This is a genomic window from Desemzia sp. FAM 23988, assembly GCF_045528365.1.
In the GTDB taxonomy this organism is placed as follows: Bacteria; Bacillota; Bacilli; order Lactobacillales; family Carnobacteriaceae; genus Desemzia.
The window spans coordinates 1-20,137 of the sequence record NZ_JBGQQS010000030.1 but is presented as its reverse complement, the minus strand read 5'-3'; the positions used below and the strand labels follow the sequence as shown (position 1 = coordinate 20,137).

At 39.9% G+C, this 20,137-nt stretch carries 17 protein-coding genes; 10 read left to right on the top strand and 7 right to left on the bottom strand.

The features are described from left to right. Positions 1-2: 2 nt before the first annotated feature. On the bottom strand, positions 3-1,043 hold the full coding sequence (aroF, locus tag ACEN4L_RS12375; protein ID WP_407096624.1) for a 3-deoxy-7-phosphoheptulonate synthase: 1,041 nt from the start codon (positions 1,041-1,043) through the stop codon (positions 3-5). Between the two features lie 20 nt (positions 1,044-1,063). After that, a complete protein-coding gene (locus ACEN4L_RS12370) occupies positions 1,064-1,600 on the bottom strand; it encodes a hypothetical protein (RefSeq protein WP_407096623.1) in 537 nt (178 codons plus the stop codon). 474 nt (positions 1,601-2,074) lie between these two features. On the opposite strand from ACEN4L_RS12370, the gene aroE reads away from it, so the two are divergent. From aroE to ACEN4L_RS12350, 4 genes are all read left to right on the top strand, one after another. Continuing rightward, positions 2,075-2,890: a shikimate dehydrogenase gene (aroE, locus tag ACEN4L_RS12365; protein WP_407096622.1), complete on the top strand. Its 816-nt coding sequence runs from the start codon at positions 2,075-2,077 to the stop codon at positions 2,888-2,890. Further along, complete coding sequence (locus tag ACEN4L_RS12360; protein ID WP_079650605.1) at positions 2,887-3,420, top strand: shikimate kinase; 534 nt, start codon at positions 2,887-2,889, stop codon at positions 3,418-3,420. The genes aroE and ACEN4L_RS12360 overlap by 4 nt, the downstream gene beginning before the upstream one ends. Further along, positions 3,417-4,259, top strand: a complete 843-nt coding sequence (locus ACEN4L_RS12355) for a prephenate dehydrogenase (RefSeq protein ID WP_407096621.1) — start codon at positions 3,417-3,419, stop codon at positions 4,257-4,259. The genes ACEN4L_RS12360 and ACEN4L_RS12355 overlap by 4 nt, the downstream gene beginning before the upstream one ends. A gap of 81 nt (positions 4,260-4,340) precedes the next feature. Beyond that, positions 4,341-4,976 carry a pentapeptide repeat-containing protein gene (locus ACEN4L_RS12350; RefSeq protein ID WP_407096620.1) on the top strand — a complete coding sequence of 212 codons (636 nt, stop codon included), beginning with the start codon at positions 4,341-4,343 and terminating at the stop codon, positions 4,974-4,976. 114 nt (positions 4,977-5,090) lie between these two features. Here the strand turns inward: ACEN4L_RS12350 and ACEN4L_RS12345 are convergent, their stop codons facing one another. Both ACEN4L_RS12345 and ACEN4L_RS12340 read right to left on the bottom strand, forming a co-directional pair. After that, positions 5,091-6,125, bottom strand: coding sequence for a YdcF family protein (locus ACEN4L_RS12345; protein WP_407096619.1), 1,035 nt, complete (start codon positions 6,123-6,125; stop codon positions 5,091-5,093). A gap of 415 nt (positions 6,126-6,540) precedes the next feature. Next, a complete protein-coding gene (locus ACEN4L_RS12340) occupies positions 6,541-7,125 on the bottom strand; it encodes a TetR/AcrR family transcriptional regulator (protein ID WP_407096618.1) in 585 nt (194 codons plus the stop codon). Between the two features lie 192 nt (positions 7,126-7,317). Here ACEN4L_RS12340 and ACEN4L_RS12335 point away from each other — a divergent pair, with 192 nt between their 5' ends. Next, complete coding sequence (locus ACEN4L_RS12335; protein WP_407096617.1) at positions 7,318-10,113, top strand: YhgE/Pip family protein; 2,796 nt, start codon at positions 7,318-7,320, stop codon at positions 10,111-10,113. An 832-nt stretch (positions 10,114-10,945) separates the two neighbouring features. Here the strand turns inward: ACEN4L_RS12335 and ACEN4L_RS12330 are convergent. Then, the gene (locus ACEN4L_RS12330) at positions 10,946-11,632 is read right to left on the bottom strand and encodes a YjjG family noncanonical pyrimidine nucleotidase (protein WP_407096616.1); all 687 of its coding nucleotides are present in this window, start codon (positions 11,630-11,632) and stop codon (positions 10,946-10,948) included. 75 nt (positions 11,633-11,707) lie between these two features. Between ACEN4L_RS12330 and yeiL the strand changes: the two genes are divergently transcribed. Further along, positions 11,708-12,391 (top strand): transcriptional regulator YeiL, encoded by a 684-nt coding sequence (gene yeiL / locus ACEN4L_RS12325; RefSeq protein ID WP_407096615.1) that lies wholly within the window; start codon positions 11,708-11,710, stop codon positions 12,389-12,391. A 237-nt stretch (positions 12,392-12,628) separates the two neighbouring features. Here yeiL and ACEN4L_RS12320 read toward each other — a convergent pair whose 3' ends face one another. Then, positions 12,629-14,086, bottom strand: coding sequence for a PTS transporter subunit EIIC (locus ACEN4L_RS12320; RefSeq protein ID WP_407096614.1), 1,458 nt, complete (start codon positions 14,084-14,086; stop codon positions 12,629-12,631). 144 nt (positions 14,087-14,230) lie between these two features. Next, complete coding sequence (locus ACEN4L_RS12315) at positions 14,231-14,590, bottom strand: YbaN family protein (RefSeq protein ID WP_407096613.1); 360 nt, start codon at positions 14,588-14,590, stop codon at positions 14,231-14,233. Positions 14,591-15,080: 490 nt separating this feature from the next. Here ACEN4L_RS12315 and codB point away from each other — a divergent pair, with 490 nt between their 5' ends. From codB to ACEN4L_RS12295, 4 genes are all read left to right on the top strand, one after another. After that, complete coding sequence (gene codB / locus ACEN4L_RS12310) at positions 15,081-16,343, top strand: cytosine permease (RefSeq protein ID WP_407096612.1); 1,263 nt, start codon at positions 15,081-15,083, stop codon at positions 16,341-16,343. Next, positions 16,344-17,615 (top strand): cytosine deaminase, encoded by a 1,272-nt coding sequence (locus tag ACEN4L_RS12305; protein ID WP_407096611.1) that lies wholly within the window; start codon positions 16,344-16,346, stop codon positions 17,613-17,615. A 308-nt stretch (positions 17,616-17,923) separates the two neighbouring features. After that, positions 17,924-18,532: a DUF1819 family protein gene (locus ACEN4L_RS12300; protein WP_407096610.1), complete on the top strand. Its 609-nt coding sequence runs from the start codon at positions 17,924-17,926 to the stop codon at positions 18,530-18,532. Between the two features lie 212 nt (positions 18,533-18,744). Next, positions 18,745-19,704: a glutathione S-transferase family protein gene (locus tag ACEN4L_RS12295; protein ID WP_407096609.1), complete on the top strand. Its 960-nt coding sequence runs from the start codon at positions 18,745-18,747 to the stop codon at positions 19,702-19,704. The last annotated feature ends 433 nt before the right edge of the window (positions 19,705-20,137 follow it).

The following is a 20,137-nucleotide window of genomic DNA, read 5'->3' as shown; positions in this document are numbered from 1 at the left end:
TCTTAGCGTGTTAGAACAGTGGAGGCTTCTTGGATCGAACGTCCTTCGAGATCAGCCAGCTTGCGAGCTTTTTCCATCAGTCCAGCGAATTCATCTGGTGTCAGACATTGTTCGCCGTCGCTCCAAGCATTGGCTGGGTCGTTGTGGACTTCGATCATCAATCCGTCTGCTCCGGCGACGATACCTGATTTAGCCCCTGCTTCCACCAAGTAAGACATTCCGCCAGCATGGCTCGGATCGACAATGATCGGCAGATGAGAGAGTTCTTTGATGACCGGAACGGCCTGGATATCTAACGTATTGCGTGTGCCAGTTTCGAATGTCCGGATGCCGCGTTCACACAAAATAACATTTTCGTTTCCTTCCGCCATAATGTATTCCGCTGACATCAACCACTCTTTGTAAGTTGCCGACAATCCGCGTTTCAACAGAACCGGTGTCTGCGTGCGGCCAACTTCTTTTAACAAATCAAAATTTTGCATATTGCGGGCACCGATTTGGATGATGTCAACAGAGTCTACAAATTGATCGATCCATTTGGTAGACATCAATTCTGTCACGATAGGCAATCCAGTTTCAGCTTTTGCTGTTTCAAGCATTCTTAAACCTTCCAGTTCAAGCCCTTGGAAACTGTATGGAGACGTTCTGGGTTTGAAGGCACCCCCGCGTAAGAAGTTCGCGCCAGCTTGCTTCAATTGTTTAGCGATTGCGACAATTTGTTCTTCACTTTCTACCGAACACGGTCCAGCAATAATCCCCAATTGATTTCCACCAATCGTTTCATTTCCAACAGTCACGATAGAGTTTTCGGGATGGAATTTTCTGTTTGCACGCTTGTAAGGTTCCTCTACTCGAATCACTTGTTCTACATTCGGAGAAGCTTGCAATTGATGCATTTCGATTCCACTAGTATCGCCGATCAATCCTAAAAAATCGCGTTTGATATCTGTAAAGTGACTCACAGCCACTCCTTTTGCTTCTAATTTAGCTGATAAATCTTTAATCGAGTTTGCATTAGTTCCTTGTTTTAATACGATAATCATAGTCATTCTCCTCTGTATTGTTAGTTTATTTTGTACAAACACCACACCATTACTGGTTCATATCGAGCTTCTATCGTGTAATCTGCTTTCTTTTCTCTTTCAAACACATCCTCACTGATGATTGTGTATTTCAAATTTTTCTTGCAGAAGGCTATCCAAGCTTTGTATTTACTGTCTGCAAATTCAATGGCTGTCTGCTCTTGTTGGGCAGTTAAGTATTTTTTCAAAAAAATCGTGGTGGCCGGATGGATCATCGCTCGGTCTTCCGCATAATATTTATTCTTCACTAAGACCATGGGCTTGGTTTTAAGTTGGAAAACGTCTACCAAATCTACTTTGTCCCAGTAATCATAGTTGAATTCTTTCCAGCCGTAATCTTTTCGAGCGCTTTTGAAAGCTACAGGAAACAACACGTACTGTTCAGAAAGGGAATCAATGCTGTGCAGCAAGCTATCAAAAGACGGATACTCCACAATCCCATCGTCTTGGGATTGCAGTAAAGATTCTGCGACGGCATAACTATCGGTGCTGCTTGGACCTAACGTATGAATAATCATCTATTCTTCCTCCACAAAAATTATTGAAAAACGAAAAAACGCCACACCCGATAGTCTTGTGAAAGAGTATCGAATGTAGCGTTGGGTAAGTTCACTAATAAATTGATGTTAGTTTAGTTCGTTGCCCCATTCGATTTCTTTCAAAATCTATAGGGCAACTGTTGTCAGCAGCTTAAAAATCTCTAGCCTCTATAGATGTGTTCCTAAAGAAGCTAAAGAAATAACTATTCAATTGTGGGGCCATTTTAGTTTGAAGTTGTAAGTTCATGTTGGTCTCTCCTCAAATAGTTATTTCAGCTGTTGTTCAACTGTGAGACCAATACTAACAATTAAAAAATAGGTTGTCAACAGATTAATTAAAAAAATATTAAAATGACCTAAGGGGCTGGTAACAGCAGTATGAAATTTACCGTTGTTTTTTAGCGTTCTTTTGTCTATACTTCAAACAATATCAAATTTTGAAAGGAGTTCGTCATGAAATTCTATGGATTATTCGGAGAAAAACTAACACATAGTTTGTCGCCAGATTTGCATCAGCTCATTTATCAAAAAATAGGATTGGATGCTGCGTATAAACTTTTTCCGTTCCCTCCAACACAGTTGCAACATGCGATGGATGGGATTCGAGCGCTGTCCATCAATGGAGTTAATGTTACGATTCCTTATAAAGAAGCCGTTCTCCCATATTTGGATGAGATCGATTCATTTGCTGAGAAATTGGGAGCAGTGAATACGATTGAAAACGTCAGTGGAAGATTGACAGGGCACAACACGGATTATAGCGGATTTGGGCTGATTTTGGACCGCAGAGGTTGGGATGTTAAAAACAAAACAGCTGTCGTTTTAGGGTCCGGAGGTGCATCTAAAACGGTTGAAGCATATTTAATAGATCATGGAATTAAGCACCTGTACATTATTTCTCGGGCTCCTGAGCGATTTGAAAACACAAAAAGGAAGACGTATACCAATTATGAAGAAGCGGGGACACTTGCTGGCGATTTTTTGATCAATACGACTCCTGTTGGGATGTATCCTAACGTCAACGGCACTCCGATAAGTAAAACGATCATCCAACGATTTGATTACCTGATCGACTTAATCTATAACCCTGGCGAAACAACTTTCTTAAGGCTGGGGCGGGAACAGAACAAACAAACTGCTAACGGCTTAGATATGTTGATTGGTCAGGCTGTTCGGGCAGTCGAGATTTGGGAAAAGTGTTCCATTGATGAGCAGGTCACGGAACAATTGATCTCTGAATGGAAAGGACGACAAGGTGAGGGGCTATGAAAACAAATATTGTGTTGATCGGGATGACGGGCAGTGGGAAAACCAGTATTGGAGAACTGCTGAGCCAACAGTTAACTTTACCGTTTAGAGATATGGATTTGTTTATTGAACAAATCACTCTTCAATCCATTCCAGAATTATTTGAAGTGAGTGAAGCTCACTTTAGAGCCATAGAGACGAAAGCTTGTAAAACACTGGCTGCAAAAGAAACTCACACGGTCATTTCATGTGGTGGGGGAGTTGTTCTCCAGCCAGAAAATATACAGGCTCTAAGTGAAACAGGCTGGATCGTATTTATTGATCGGCCGGTTGAACACATTATCGAAGATATCATCATCGGGCACCGGCCTTTATTAAAAGAAGGGGTAAATAAGCTATACCAATTGTATGAAGAACGGATCGATTTGTATCGATCAGCAGCTGACTTCAGAGTAGAAAATCAGACTACTTTGGACGACGTATTAAATCAGATCAAGGAGCAGCTTCCAGAAACGATAGCTTCTGTATGGAAGGAGGGGAGTAAAAAATGAACATTGCGATTGTTGGATTAGGTGTTATTGGCGGATCATTTGCTATGGGGCTTCAAGCGGCCGGGTATAAACAAGTGTACGGAATAGATGTCAATGAATCAACGCTGCAAACTGCGGTAGAACAAGGAATGATCCAAAAAGGATTTGTAAAAGCTGACGGTATTTTACAAGAGATGGATGTCGTTTTGATTTCTCTTTACCCAAGTCAGGTGGCACCTTTTGTCGAACAGCACAAAAACAACTTAAAAAAAGGAGCTATTCTGACTGATGTGACAGGCGTTAAGACAGCGATTATTGAAGAAGTGACTAAAGTACTGCCTTCAACTGTGGATTTTGTTTTTGCGCATCCGATGCGAGGCAGCGAAAAAAAGGGCATCTCTGGAGCAGATCATACGCGTTTCATAGGGGCCAATGTTTTACTTACTCCTACCTCGACAAATAAAGAGGCTTCTTTACATACCATTGAAAAGCTGTACAAGGAGATTGGATTTGCGGAAGTGACAAGGGTTTCTCCGGAACAGCACGATGAACAGATTGCGTACGTCAGTCAATTGATGCATGCTTTATCCGTGGCAGTCGTCAATAGTGCACAGGCTTCAAAAGAAACTCTGACGTTTGCGGGAAATAGTTTTCAAGAACTGACCAGAATTGCGGATATCAACGCTGACTTGTGGAGTGAATTGTTTTTAAACAACCGAACAGCCTTGTTAAAATCGATTGAACAGTTTGAGGTGGAATTGAAGGCTCTGAAACAGACGTTGGAAGGAAATTATGAAGAAGAATTGAAAGAAATCTTCAATAAAGCTGTTCAGCAGCGAAGAGAATGGTATATTGAATGATTCTTTTAATCGAATTTACAGGCTAGGTTGTTGCGCGAAATTTGTGTATGATAAGGGAGAAACTGATTGAGGAGGCGCTTCATGTTACAGCCTAACGTAAATGAAAAAACGAATGCAGAAGGATCTTTTTTTCAGATTTTTGAAGACGAAGATTTTTTGATCGAGAATGTCAATATATCTAAAGAAGTGATTGAACAACAAGCTATTCAGCATCCTGTTATTGAGCGGTGTGTATTTGAACACGTCATATTCGCAGCCAATGATTTCATTGGTATTGAGATCAGTAACTGTATATTTAGAAATTGCGACTTATCTAATTGTGATTTGTCCAAGGGATCGATTCACCGGACACATTTTTTCAATTGCAAAATGGTGGGGACTTTGTTCAGTGAAAATTATATCGGTGATGTTGATTTTCAAGACTGCAAAATGAATTTCGCTAATTTCAGCGACTCGAAAATTAAAGCGGCTCGGTTTGAAGGATGTCTGCTGAATAGCGCTGATTTTATTGAGTGTCTGTTTCAAACAACTGCTTTTTCTCAGTGTGATATCGATCAGGTTAACTTTTCAGGAACTCATTTGAAGAAGATGGACTTGAGCTCGTGTGATTTTAATCAGCTTTCCATCCAATCAGAGAATTTAAAAGGCTGTAAAATCAATTCTCGCCAAGCCAATTATTTCATCCAATCCTTTTTAGGCATTACGGTGGTTGACTAAGTAGAATTGACTGGGCAAATTAAAAACTCATTCCCCATATTGATGATAGTTCATCAAAAAGAGGAATGAGCTTTTTTGATAGCCCGGATTCTTTTAAACCAATTTGCATAAAAATCAGTTGATCCATTGCAAGAATATCGTAGAAGCCAGCAAAATGAGAAATACGAGACTAAGAATGGCGAAATGGATTTTGCGATACAATACGATATAAGCAATAAATTCGCGGATGAAAGCATTGGGCCAAAAATAGAAAGCTGTTTTTGAACCGATTCCTTGTGCTTTTAGTCCAGCGCGTTTAGCGTACATCCCAGCTCTCAATAAATGAAAGTTGTTGGTGACATACACAGCCTGATAATCATCCATTTTCCGTTCTTCCATTTTTTGTTTTGAAAAGCGCATATTCTCTTCGGTATTGACCGACTGATCTTCAAGAATAGCATCTTCTGGCGGCAAACCGTTGATCAAAGCAAATTGTGCCATAGCTTCAGCTTCCGAGGTGGTTTCATTGGGTCCTTGTCCACCTGAAAAAATGATTTTAGCTCTCTTGTCCGTTTTTTCTCTTTGTTTGTGGTAGAAAGATAAAGCTTTATTGATTCTGCTTTGCAATAATGGAGGAACTTGGTTTCCATTTATCAGCCCGCTTCCCAAAACAATAATAAAATCTTTGTTGTATTTGGGAAAATAAACTTGGTACAGCATGGAAGAAATAAAAAATTCAATAAAGAAAAAGGCGATGTATTGAATACAAAAAATCGAAAACGTAAAAAGAAAGTGCAGTTGTTCAGGAAAATAATCTTGGATTGGAAAAAACGATAATACAAATAAACTTAAAATACCTAAGCCGGTGGCTAACGTCAGCGAGTTTCGTAAGCGTGAGCCTTCTCTTTTAAACAATATTCTAGCATTAATGAGCAGGAAAACCATCAATGCGAAACCACCTAGTAAAAGAAATGCCAGCCCAAGGATCGTGATAATAATAAATAACCAAAAAATAACAGGTGGGCGTGTGGTTAAAGCTTCATAAGTGATCGATAGATACAGGCTCAATAGAAACAAGGATAAAAAGAATCCATTGCTCACTTTTCGCCGATCTTGGAGATAAACCAGTAAAAAAATCAGCAATAAAACACCCGTCACAATATGTACCATTTCTTCTCCTTTCTGCAAATAAAAATCAGACAACTTCTGGTCAGCTGCTCGCTTCTTATATGATACAACTAATTGGGAAGGAGACGTAGTTTAACTAAAAGCTCTACCTACTCTTATAGTACTATAAAACAGCGAAATACATCAGGCATTTGGCCTGGACAGATTGTCGTCTAGACAAAAAAACTGTAGGCACCGTTCAATTGTGACCACCACATTTTTTAAAACAATTAAATGCAGTTGGGTAATTTAAAAGCGCTCTCATTGGTTCTGAGACTCTTTTTTTACACCGCCTGGCTTGCGGAACATCAACTAGCGGATCTGAATGATAAAGTCTGGCACTTTAACGTTATTTAGCAGCCCAGAATGATGATGTCTAGCGATTGAGCTAACCCAGGCAAGCAGCTGGAAATGAACGTTAGTGGGGTTTTTCCACTAAATGGCCCAGCAGGAAGTTCAAATAAGTGTGTGCTTCTTCAAGAGTAATCGGTTGTCGTTTTAAGAAAATAGCCTCTAAAATCAACATCACCGTATTGCTGAAGTGATCGACAACTAACTCTATGGGAACTTCTTTGTTATCGAAGTGCAGATATTCATGAAACACATCTTGAATAACACGTTTCAAATAAATACTAAAATTAGCAATCAGTGAACTGTTGAGAGGATTGTGTTTTAAAATGTCGTTCAATAATTCGTTGTGAGAGGACAATAAATAATAGGTCCGGTCAAATAGTGTCGCCAATATTTTCTCTGAGTCAACGTGTTGCTGCTCATTAAGGTAGATTTGACTGCTTAGTAAGTGCCAGCAGTAATTCAATAGGTCGTATTTGTCATCAAAATAGTTGTAAAAAGTAGCTCTAGGGAAATTGCTGATCTCACAGATCTCGTTTACACTGATGTTTTCAAAGGGCTTTTTGGCCAGCAGAATGAACATGGTCTTCGAGAAAGCTTCGAGGGTCCGTTGAGCGCCACGAGTCGGTTTTTTAGACAAGTCATATTTCATGATCTCACTCACTTCTTTTTCAGATTTGCAATTCTGTCTAAGTTTAAACAGATAACAAAATCTGTTTCTTGTCTTAGAGTCAAATAGAATTTATCATGGTTCTAGTAGTTTGACAAGTGTCCAAAACTATTCTGTTGAAAAAATAGTTTAAAGGATGCGCGAGAGCAAAAAAAGAAAGAAGGAACGGTTTTAATGATGAAAAAAGAGTGGGGATTTATGTTCAAGCATAAGTTTCTTTTAATTGTATTAGGGGCTATTATTCTAATACCGGCTTTATACAATCTGATTTTCCTGGGAGCTTTATGGGATCCATATGGGAATGTGGACCAGCTGCCGGTCGCGGTAGTCAATAAAGACACAGCGGTAAATTTTCAAGGGAAGACTTTAAAAATAGGGGATGAACTGGTAGATAATTTGAAAGAGGGCAACAGTTTAGACTTTCATTTTGTGTCGGAAAAAGACGCTGATGAGGGACTAGCTGCCGGGGATTATTATTTGAAGATCACTATCCCAGAAAGCTTTTCAGAGAATGCGACGACGCTCTTGACTGACGAACCAGAACAGATGACGATCGATTACCAAACGACTCAAGGGAGAAATTTGACAGCTTCCAAAATGGCGTCATCGGCTATTACAGAGTTGAAAAGTGAAGTTTCCAATCAAGTAACGGGAATGTATACGGAAACGATTTTGGAACAATTTGGCAATGTAGGTTCAGGTATGGAAGAAGCAGCAGAGGGAAGTCAAAAACTGGAAGATGGAACGACTCAATTGGTGGACGCTAGTGAATTGATCCAAACCAATCTGGAAACATTAGCGTCTAGTTCGCTTGAATTTGCAGAAGGCAGTCAAACATTGAGTGTCGGTCTGAAAGATTACGTAGCTGGTGTAGACCAAGTCAATAATGGTGCGGGCCAATTGGCAATAGGCATCGATACGCTGTCTGGAAACATACCAACATTGACGACAGGAATCAACCAATTGAATGACGGCGCCGGTTCTTTGGCAAATGGGGTCCAACAATACACAATAGGTGTCGGCACATTATCTTCAGCTGCTTCTCAATTGAACACTGGAATTATCGGTCTTTCTGGACAACTGCCAGCATTGACAACGGGGATCAGTCATTTGGCAAATGGAGCTTCAACGTTGATGACCGGTATTGAACAATACACATCCGGCGTGAGCGCAGTCAACGATGGTGTCGGTCAATTGGATGGAGGATTGACGCAATTAGTCGAACAGACCGAAAACCTACCGACACAAGTTCAACAATTGAATGATGGCGCGACTCAGTTGGCGAACAGCCTGCAAGGGCTAAACTTGAGTGCGGAAAATAAAGAGCAGTTGGAAAACTATTTAATGGGAGTACAAGCGTATATTCAACAAGTATCTGACGTGTTAGCTGCCTCAGATTCTTCATCTGCAGTTGAAGAGTCAAGCCAAACGGATTTGACAGCTACAGCGGATGCTGTGACACAGGCCTTAGCAGATAGTGGAGTTGAATTGACCGAAGAACAAGAGGCTTTGGTGTTGGGGACGATGCAAAATCAAAGCGGTCAAACAGAAGCGGCAGATCCAGCTGGTGTCAGCCAAGCAGAAATTGATTTGAAAACAAAGACAGAGCAATTGGCTAAAGTGACTGAGGCACAAATGCCAGTCTTAGAAGCATTCGTTGACAGTGTATACCAACTTTCTCAATCAGCAGGGCCAGCTGCACAAGGCATTGCTGATGCAACCAGTCAATTGAACCAATCAATGCCTGTGCTGACAGGCTCTTTGCAACAATTGCAAGCAGGCAGCCAGTCGATTTTAGACGGTACGAAAGAATTGGTTGGTAAAGCAGATACACTGAACAATGGCGTTATTCAGCTTTCTGAAGGGTTAGCAACCGTAGATGGAAAAACACCAGCATTGGTATCCGGCGTGGACCAATTAGCCGATGGAGCTAGTCAAATCGCCGATGGGGCGGAGCAATTGGACAGCAATGCTCCAGCATTAACGAACGGTGCTGAATCTTTAGCAGACGGTTTGACGACTGTTGCAAGTAAAATTCCGGCCCTCAGCAATGGTGTCACAGCTTTACTTTCAGGCTCGCAAACTTTAGCGGACGGGACTTCACAATTAGCCGGGAACAGTAGTAAATTAGTAGAAGGCGCAGGGCAATTGACGAATGGCGCGCAACAAATCTCCTCTGGAAGTGGACAATTGGCTGAAGGGGAAGCAAAAGTTGCTGGTTCATTAAAACAAGTTGATGATGGTTTGTTGACACTGACCGATAGTTTGACGGCAGGAGCTGACAAAATTCGTGAAGTCAATACAGGAAAAGATTCTGCAGAAGCGATTTCTGCACCGGTATCTTTGGACCACACAGATGAAGATAAAGTGGCGAACAACGGAACTTCCATGGCTCCTTATATGATGTCAGTAGCGTTGTTTGTAGGAACATTGACAGCTAATATGATGTTTGATGCTTACAAACCAAAAACCCAACCTACTTCAGGTATCGCTTGGTGGGCAAGTAAGATGTCGATCCTTGGCATAGTGAGTGTTTTACAAGCTATAATCGTGTTCGTTGTATTGATTTATGGCTTAGGTATGGAGCCGATTTATCCAGGAAAAGTAGTGGGATTCTTGATTCTTGAATCGATGGCCTTTATGTCGATGGTGACTTTATTCAATGTCGTCTTTGGCAAAGTGGGGGCCTTCTTGATGTTGATCTTTATGATCTTGCAACTAGCCGGTTCTGGCGGAACATACCCAATCGTTTTATCAAATGGAATCTACCAAAGTATTTACCCTTATTTACCAATGACGTATGCGATCGAGGCTTTGAGAAATGCCATTTCGATCGGCGGATCGATGTCGACAGCTGTTTGGTTGTTTGTGGTCTTGTTGGTTGTAAGCAATGGGTTGATGGTCGTTTATTTTGGGATTAAGAAGAAGAGTTATTTATTTGATGATGAGGAAGTGGCAGAAATCAATTAATGATTTTATCAAAAGGAAGGTAGAAGATAGTTCGCTCCTACGCTAAACTGATTATTCAGCTGGTGTAGTAAACTACAGAAAGTATCATAGGCCTTACCAGAAAAGAATCCTTTACTATAGACAAGGTTGTATTGTGTCTATAGTAAGGTTTTTTTGTATAGAGTTAAATTGTTCAAGGGGAGAAAACGAATGGCTGGAGCAGAAGACAATCTAGACCACATTCTTTATCAAAGCGGTTTTACCTTTGATGTTCAAATGCTGATCTTCATCAAGGAGCTTTCTTCCCTGATGTTCAAACGCTGATCTTCATCAAGGAGTCTACTTCCCTGATGTTCAAACGCCATTCTTCATCAAGGAGTCTACTTCCCTGATGTTCAAACGCTGATCTTCATCAAGGAGCCTATTTCCCTGATGTTCAAACGCTGATCTTCATCAAGGAGCTTTCTTCCCTGATGTTCAAACGCTGATCTTCATCAAGGAGTCTACTTCCCTGATGTTCAAACGCTGATCTTCATCAAGGAGCCTATTTCCCTGATGTTCAAACGCTAATCTTCATCAAGGAGTGTACTTCCATGATGTTCAAATGCCATTCTTCATCAAGGAGCTTTCTTCCCTGATGTTCAAACGCTGATCTTCATCAAGGAGCTTACTTCCCTGATGTTCAAACGCTGATCTTCATCAAGGAGCTTTCTTCCATGATGTTCAAACGCTGATCTTCATCAAGGAGCTTACTTCCCTGATGTTCAAACGCTAATCTTCATCAAGGAGCTTACTTCCCTGATGTTCAAATGCTGATCTTCATCAAGGAGTATACTCCCATGATGTTCAAACCCTAGTCTTCCAGCAAGGAATAAATGTGGAGCAACTCATTTACGGTGTAAGTTGCAGTTGAAGACGTCATATTTTTCTCCGAAGTATACAAAATACTATCGATTTGAGCATTCTGAGCTCCTAAAATATCGGAAGACAGACTGTCTCCAATCATTAAACAGGAGTCTTTCTCCGTAATCTGTAATGTCTCAAAGATGGTATCAAAAAAGCGGGTATCTGGTTTTTCATAGCCTATTTCTTCGGAAATAAACAATTCATCAAAATATGGCAGCAAGTGTGAATCCAGCAATCGTTTTCTTTGTGTAATGCCCATTCCATTGGTACCCGCATAGATACGGTAGTTTTTTTTCTTTAATTTGCTCAAAAGCAAACCGGCATTTTCGATAGTCTTGCAGCCTTCATTTAAAAAGTTGCGGTATAGTTGTTCTGCTTTTACGCCATCCACTTTCAAGCTGTATTCGTTAAAAAATAAAGTGAATCGGCTATTAAAAATTTCTTCTCGCGTGATCGCACCTTGTTCTAAAGAAGTCCACAAACCTTTGTTGATCATTTTATATGTGTCAAAGGTTTCAATGGTTTCAGGAACTTTAAATTCTTTAAACACGCTTTTAAGCGCTTGTTCTTCTGTATCGTTAAAATCCAGTAATGTGTTATCCAAGTCGAAAATCAAGTGTTTGTACTGTTTCATTTCTTTCACCTCGCTACTAATTTACACTCAAATGCAGTATATTAATAGGAGATATATCCTATTTGAGGTGATTAGTTGAAAAAAATAGTCCTAAAAGATGTGGACCAAATTGATATTCTAGAAAAGATCCAAGCAATTGAAGAAATGATGGTGGAAACTCCAGCTGCAATAGCCAGCCAAGCCGTAATAGTTGAATTTGAACCAAAGGAAATGGTTTTGAATTTGGGTGAAGATTCGGAGTATCTCTATTTTATTCTTCAAGGTCGGGCTAAAATCTATATGATCCATGAGAACGGGAAACGGTCATTACTGCAATTCATTGATAGTGGAGATATGATCGGTGAGTTATCTTTGCTGGAGGTCGAAAAACAGACAAAAGATATTATGGCAGTCAATAAACTGACTTGTCTAGTGATACCGTTGTCAGTAGCCAAAGCTGTCTTGTTGAAGGACAACCAATTCATGAATTATTTATCTACCTATTTAGCCAAAAAATTGTTGATTCGAGTCAATCATTTTACGAATAGCCAGAATTATGAGTTGAAGTATAGATTGGCTACATATATTTTAAAAGTAGAAGTTGATGGGATTTACATGGAGAAACAAACAGAGACTGCAGAATTCTTAGGCGTTAGTTACCGACATTTGTTCCATACCTTAAAACAATTTCAGCAAATGGGGTTGTTGATAAAAGAAGGGAAAAATTATCGCATTCATAAAGATAAACTGAAGAAATTAGAGATAAAGAATTTTTTCTAAGCGTTAAATAGAACGGGATAGTTCTTTTGAGATTAGAAAAAGCAATCGAATGGCTGTGATTAGGCGATTAGCAGCTATTCGAAGGTAGTAAAAGTAGTTGGATGGCTCTTACCTCTTGCCAAGAAATCAGTAACTTGTTCAGACAATAAAAAAGAAGCTTTCCCAAAATCGAATAACACTACTCGAATTTTGAGTCAGCTCCTTTTTCTTTCGAATATTTTTAACAGACTGTACTGTTTAAGCCATTGTTTGTTTAGCTGGGTTTTTAGGTTTCTCACGTTTCTCATGCATTTTCATATTGTCATTGTAGCCCCAGATATAAGTAAGTACAAACGCAGAAAACAGAGTAACTGCTGTTACAAGGAGAGCGTACCAAAAGTTAGCTGTTATACCATTTTCTGGATCGATAAAAGAAGGCAGTCCAATAATAGAGCCAATAATGCTCCACATATTGACTTGGAAAACTCCAGCAAGGAAGCCACCAATCGCACTGGCAATACTAGCGCAGATAAAGGGTTTACGGAAGCGCAGATTGATTCCATAGATTGCCGGTTCAGTGATTCCGCAAAAAGCAGAGATCGTTCCCGCGTATCCTAGTTCTTTAATGTCGTCTTTTTTTGATTTGACCGCTACCGCTAAAGCCGCACCACCTTGGGCGACGATGGTCATACTTACCATGGCTGACAAGTAACTATACCCTAATGTGGCAAAGTCATTGACGTAAATAGGGATGATTCCCCAATGCAAACCAAAGATAACCAATAGTTGATAAAAGCCGTTAATAACGGCTCCAAAAATAGGCGCATTCAAGCTCAATAAGGCTTGAAGTACATGTGCTAAACCTAGAGAGAGCCATGTGATGACAGGGCCGGTAAGTAAAAAGGTAATGGAAGCTACAATTCCAATGATAAGAATCGGAACCAAAATAGCTTGAATATAGGTAGGAATCCAATTTTTTAACCCTGCTTCTAGTTTTTTTACCATCCAAGCAGCTAATATCATGGGAAAAATAGAATAGGTATAAGCTACGTAAGGAAAGTCAAAGGTACCAACAGATAAAATATTCAGTCCATTGTTTGCTGCTTCAAGAACGGTTGGGTGAATGATGACACCACCAATTACGGCTGTTAATAAAGGATTTCCGCCCAATCTTTTGGCAGCATTGAATCCAATCAGAATAGGCAAGAAATAGAAGACGGCATCCGCCATTGCGCTGATGATCAAATAAGCGCTGCTTGTTTCAGCAATCAGATTGGATGCGGTCAATACAGCTAGCAGACTTTTTATGATACCTGAAGCAGCCAAGATATTGATGATTGGCATCACTGAGCCTGTGATGACACCGATAAGCTGGTTTCCGCCGTGTTTGATCTTTTCAAAGGTAGTACTGTTCTCAGAAAGAGTTGCTGCTTCATGGTGCGGCTCGTCATCGGATAGATTTAATTGTGCCAAGACCTCTTTATGGATATCATCGACAGCTTGACCGACCACTACTTGGTACTGCCCTCCTGCCTTCACTACCCCCATAACACCTTTTAAATCGGTTAATTTCTCCTCATCAGGCAGTGTATCATCTTTCAAATAAAAGCGAAGACGTGTTACGCAATGGATAACATTATCAATATTGTTTTTTCCGCCTACAAGCTGGATAATATGAGTTGCTAAAATTCGGTATTCCTCTTTTTTATTTTTCATGTTGGTTTTCTCCTTATTTTCAATGATCGCTAAGAGTATCATCCCATAATGAATGAGAATCCAGCAAGAAAAAGCCCTCCAACAGTTCGACGAATCCATCGAACTGTTGGAGGGTGATCATGATTTAGAAAGCCGTCTTTTTTTTTAGCTGCTGGGAATGAGTACAAACAAGAAAAACGTGATGCCGACCGTCAACAAGGCTAATCCTATTTTTACTGGGAGTATAGGTGCACAAAATATCGAAAAACCCATCAAGAGATAAATATTGAGCAGAATTTTCCATTTGCGATCCATAGGAATAGTGCGTGTTTCCATGTAGTCAGCGACATAGAGACGATAGAGACGAGTTTGTCTGATCCAGACATCAAAACGGTCAGAGCTTCTAGTAAAACAAAATGCACTTAACAACAAAAAAGGTGTAGTAGGCAAAATCGGCAATAAGACTCCGATTGAACCTAAACCAAATGACATAAATCCGACCGTTATTAATGCAATTCGTTTCACTGTTTCTCCTCATTTCTGAATAGCTGTTAGAAAAAGACTGCTTACTAAATTATAAGTCATTGTTACTTTAGTTTTAAATGCTCAAAGGTGAACTTGCTCTGAAGCAAATCCCTATGTTAAAACTTGTTATTACAAAATTTCACTATTAAGATAACCCTATAGTACCACAAAAAAGTTTGTGAATAAAGACGCTTTTCCATAAGATATCGTATTTCTTTTATAAATGAAACGCAAAAATGATGGATAGTATTTTTTCTGTTTGACAGACAAAGGGTTTTCTGGAATAATAAGTGTAATCAAATAACAGGTACCTTTAAATCAGTCCAGAGAGACTGACAAGGAAGCGGATGAAAATAGGGAAGAAGTGTAGGCAAGCAATTGTATATGCTGTGTTTTCCTGTATTTAAAAAAGAGGCTGATTGTCAGGTGAAAACTGATGATCCGTCTCTTTTTGTGCTTTTCGGTACCCATAGAAATGGGAGGAAATAAAATGAAGAAAACAGATACAGAGTTTTCGTTACAAACGGTACCGCAATCGAACCGGAATTCTTTTGCAAAAACAATGGCAGTGATGCTAGGTTTCACCTTCTTTTCAGCCAGTATGTTAGCGGGAGGTCAGTTGGGATTAAATTTAACATTCTCGCAATTTTTACTTGTTGTTTTGCTGGGGAACTTCGCGCTCTGCCTTTATACTGGCGCACTGGCGCATATTGCAGCAAAAATGGGATTGTCTACTCACTTGCTGGCCAAGTACTCATTTGGGGAAAAAGGATCCTATTTCCCCTCATTCTTGTTAGGCTTTACTCAGGTCGGCTGGTTTGGAGTTGGTGTGGCAATGTTCGCTGTTCCGATCGCAAAAGAAATGGGCTGGAATAGTTACTTACTGATTTTTGTCTTTGGGGTTGCGATCACACTGGCTTCTCTATACGGGATGAAGTCGCTAGTTATTCTAAGTTTTATCGCTGTTCCTTTGATTACCGTCCTAGGAAGTTATTCAGTTATTGAAGCAACTGAAGTTATAGGTGGGTTACGTGGTCTCTTTGAATATGAACCAGAAACAAGTCTTGCGTTATCAGCTGCTTTGACGATTTGTATCGGATCTTTTATCAGCGGTGGGACATTGACAGCTGACTTTGCCCGTTTTGCAAAAACTTCGCGTTCTGCTGTCGGGGCTACTTCAACAGCTTTTTTCTTAGGTAATTCGCTAATGTTCTTATTCGGAGCAGTGGGGGCTATGGTTTACGGGCTTTCAGATATCTCAGAAGTCCTATTCTTGCAAGGCCTAACGATACCAGCAATATTAGTATTGGCACTGAACATTTGGACAACCAATGATAATGCGCTTTACGCATCTGGATTAGGATTTGCCAACATTACAAAAATCTCTAAGAAATTCTGGGTTTTTGCGAATGGAATTATTGGAACTGTATTGGCTATGTGGATGTACACTAATTTTGTCGGCTTTTTGAATCTGCTAAGTGCGGCTATTCCTTCGATTGGAGCAATCATTATTGCTGACTACTTTTTCGTGAAACGCTGCAACTATACCAAATTTGAAGAAGCAACTTTCGTATCCGTCAACTGGACAGCGCTTCTGGCGTGGGTCATCGGTGTCATTTTGGCTCAATTTGCACCTGGAATCTCCCCGCTTAATGCACTAGTAGGCACAGCCGTGGTGTATACAGGGCTGATGAAATTACCAATCACTAAGACAATGGGAATTGAAAAAAACACTAAAGGAAGTGTAGAATAGATGATTATTCAAAATGCAGCATTAAGAGGAAAAAAAGGTCTTTGGCAAATTAAGATCGAAAATGGAATGTTTACGAGTATTGAACCCCAGCCAGAATCCATAGAAAAAGGAACGGGTGTATTGGATGTCAGGGGCTCATTAGTGCTGCCTCCTTTTATTGAACCACATATTCATTTAGACACAACATTGACTGCGGGTGAACCAAATTGGAATCAAAGCGGAACATTGTTCGAAGGCATCCAGCGCTGGTCTGAACGCAAAGCTTCTTTAACGCATGAAGATGTTAAAACACGAGCAAAAAAAGCTTTGCAATGGCAGATAGCTCAAGGAATACAATATGTGCGCACACATGTGGATGTGACTGATCCTCATTTGACAGCGTTAAAAGCTATGTTGGAAGTGAAAGAAGAGATGGCACCTTATGTCGATATTCAACTCGTTGCTTTCCCGCAGGAAGGTATTTTATCTTATCCAAATGGAAAAGAACTAATGGAAGAAGCCTTGAAAATGGGAGCTGATGTAGTAGGCGGCATTCCTCACTATGAATTCACTAGAGAATATGGTGTAGAATCTCTTAAGATTGCTTTTGACTTAGCGGAAAAATACGATCGTCTAGTGGACATCCACTGTGATGAGATCGATGACGAACAATCACGTTTTGTTGAAGTTGTGGCAAAAGAAGCATACGAAAGAGGAATGGGTTCGCGAACAACAGCTAGCCATACAACAGCGATGGGATCGTACAACAATGCGTATACGTCTAAGCTGTTCCGTTTACTGAAGTTATCTGATATTCGTTTTGTTTCCAATCCGCTAGTCAATATGCATCTGCAAGGACGGTTTGATACCTATCCGAAACGGCGAGGGCTGACACGAGTCAAAGAATTATTAGAAGCTGATTTAACCGTTTGTTTCGGCCATGATGATATCTATGATCCTTGGTACCCGTTGGGAACAGGAAATATGCTGCAGGTTCTATTGATGGGGCTGCATGCTACTCAGTTGACAGGCTACGAAGAAATCATGAGTGCTATGGACTTGATCACGATCAACAGCGCAAAAACACTGCACATTGAAGAACGTTATGGAATCGAAGAAGGTAAGCCGGCTGATTTTATTGTGCTGCCAACTGAGAATGAATATGAAGCGATCCGCAGACAAGTACCGGTCCGCTACTCTTACAGACATGGTGAAAAAATTGCAGAAACTAAATTAAGCGAAACAAGGACCTTGATAGATGGATTTGAGGATCCCGTGCAATTTAGCCGCTGAAGTAAGTAGGAGTATAAGAAAGTCTCTTAGATAATAAATAGGCTTGAAAAAAGTTTTATTGATTGTTGTACACTGTTGCATTCAGCAAAGATTAAATTATTATAAAGCAAATATAAAATCAAAAAACTCATTCTTTAATTTTGATGAAAGTTGTCATGACCATCAAAATGAGGGATGAGTTTTTTTCCAATCTCATCCCTAGGTTCAGTCAAGTTATTATTCAATTGAATTTAGCGACTTAAATAGTTGTCTTTTTGAATAAATGGTATACTTATACTAGACAATTCTAATGAGAAGAGTGAGGATATATGGCTGCTAAAAAATACTTAACCACATTGAATACCCGACCATTTTTGTATGCAGAATCAAAGCAAGTTGCTGCCTTTTTGCATCAAGGGAAAACATATGATGAAATAGCGGAAACAATTGTACAGGAAAATAGTTTTCAACTCGCCAGTGAAGATAGATCAAGCAGGTTTTATAGCGAAATCCAAAAACGGTTAGAAGAATTAGACATCTATTTATTTAATCAGTTTTTAGCAACCGATATTCCAACAAGCAAAGCAATTCTGTTTTACGCCTTGTTGAAAAAAGATCAATTAATGTATGAATGGATGCGTGAAGTCGTATGGGACAAATTTTTGGTGTTGGACTGGCAGTTAAACAGAGAAGAAACTGAGGCTTTTTTTGAACAGAAGTCAATGGAAAATCCAACAGTAAGACAGTGGACTCCTGAAACGAAAAGCTTATTAATGGATTCCTATCATCGGTTATTGCACGAAGTTGGAATGGCTTATACAGAGGAAGATGATATCCGGTTACAGCGATTGGTCGTTAATTATGATATTCGAAATTATTTAATCGAACGAAAAGAAACTGACATAGTAGAAGTCGTTCTAGGCGAATTGATTGACTAGTGTACTGTGAACGTTTTTAATCAATTGGCAAACAAAATATGCTGTCGTTAATGAATAGGGCAGGCAATATTCCATTTTTAATTCAATCGAGTGGGCTGGGGGGGTTAAATCAATAGCTGTTCTATTTGTTAAATCTCTCACCGGTCTTTATAATAGATATATAGTAAGCAAACAGACAAAATAATAGAATGGATTTTTGGAAGGAGAAACAGATGGGGTTATTAGTAGATGGGAAATGGCATGATCAGTGGTATGACACAGAAGGTAACGGAGGACGCTTTATTCGTACGGAAGCTCAATACCGCAATTGGATCACTCCAGACGGCAGCCCTGGTCCGACTGGTGAAGGCGGCTTTAAGGCGGAGCCGAATCGCTACCACTTATATGTAGCTATGGCTTGTCCATGGGCAAACCGCACGTTGATCATGCGTAAATTAAAAGGATTAGAAGACATGATCTCAATATCCGTTGTGAATCCATTGATGGCAGAAAACGGATGGACATTTGAACCAGGTGAAGGTGTGATTCCTGATCCTATATTCAATGCCAAGTACATGCATGAGATTTATACACATGTGGACCCCCATTACAGCGGTCGCGTAACAGTTCCAATGCTGTATGATATGAAACAAAATAAAATCGTGAATAATGAGTCTTCTGAAATCATGCGCATGTTGAATACAGCTTTTTACGGTGTGGGCGCCAAAGAAGGCGATTTTTATCCAGAAGATTTGCGTGAAGAAATCGATACGATCAACGAAGTCGTGTATCAAAATGTCAACAACGGCGTTTACAAAGCTGGATTTGCAACTAAAGAAGACGTTTATCAAGAAGAAGTGACTAAGTTGTTTGAAACATTGGACCAGTTAGAGACACGGCTAGAAAATCAACGCTTTTTAGTTGGCGATCAAGTTACAGAAGCCGATTGGCGCTTATTTACGACATTGATTCGCTTTGACAGTGTCTATTATGGTCATTTCAAATGCAATATCCGTCAAATCAGAGAGTATAAAAATCTATGGCGCTATACCAGAGAATTGTACAATTGGCCAGGAATCTCGGAGACAGTGAACTTTGACCACATCAAAGAACATTATTACCGCAGCCATAAAAATATCAACCCAACAGGAATCGTGCCTGTGGGACCAGAATTGGATTTTACGTTAGATTAGAATAAGACTTAAAAAAACTGCTAGGATAAGTGCCTCCAAAAGTTAGATTTTCATTCTAACTTTTAGAGGCACTATCTGGGCGGTTTTTTAATTCAAGCTGTTACTGTCTGCAAAAGAACTTTTTATGGGTAATGTTGATAGTTTCTTTGAACATCAAGGGTAAAATGTCCTTGATGAAGAAAGTGGTTTGAACATCAAGGGTAAAATGTCCTTGATGAAGAAAGTGGTTTGAACATCAAGGGTAAAATGTCCTTGATGAAGAAAGTGGTTTGAACATCAAGGGTAAAATGTCCTTGATGAAGAAAATGGTTTGAACATCAAGGGTAAAATGTCCTTGATGAAGAAAGTGGTTTGAACATCAAGGGTAAAATGTCCTTGATGAAGAAAGTGGTTTGAACATCAAGGGTAAAATGTCCTTGATGAAGAAAGTGGT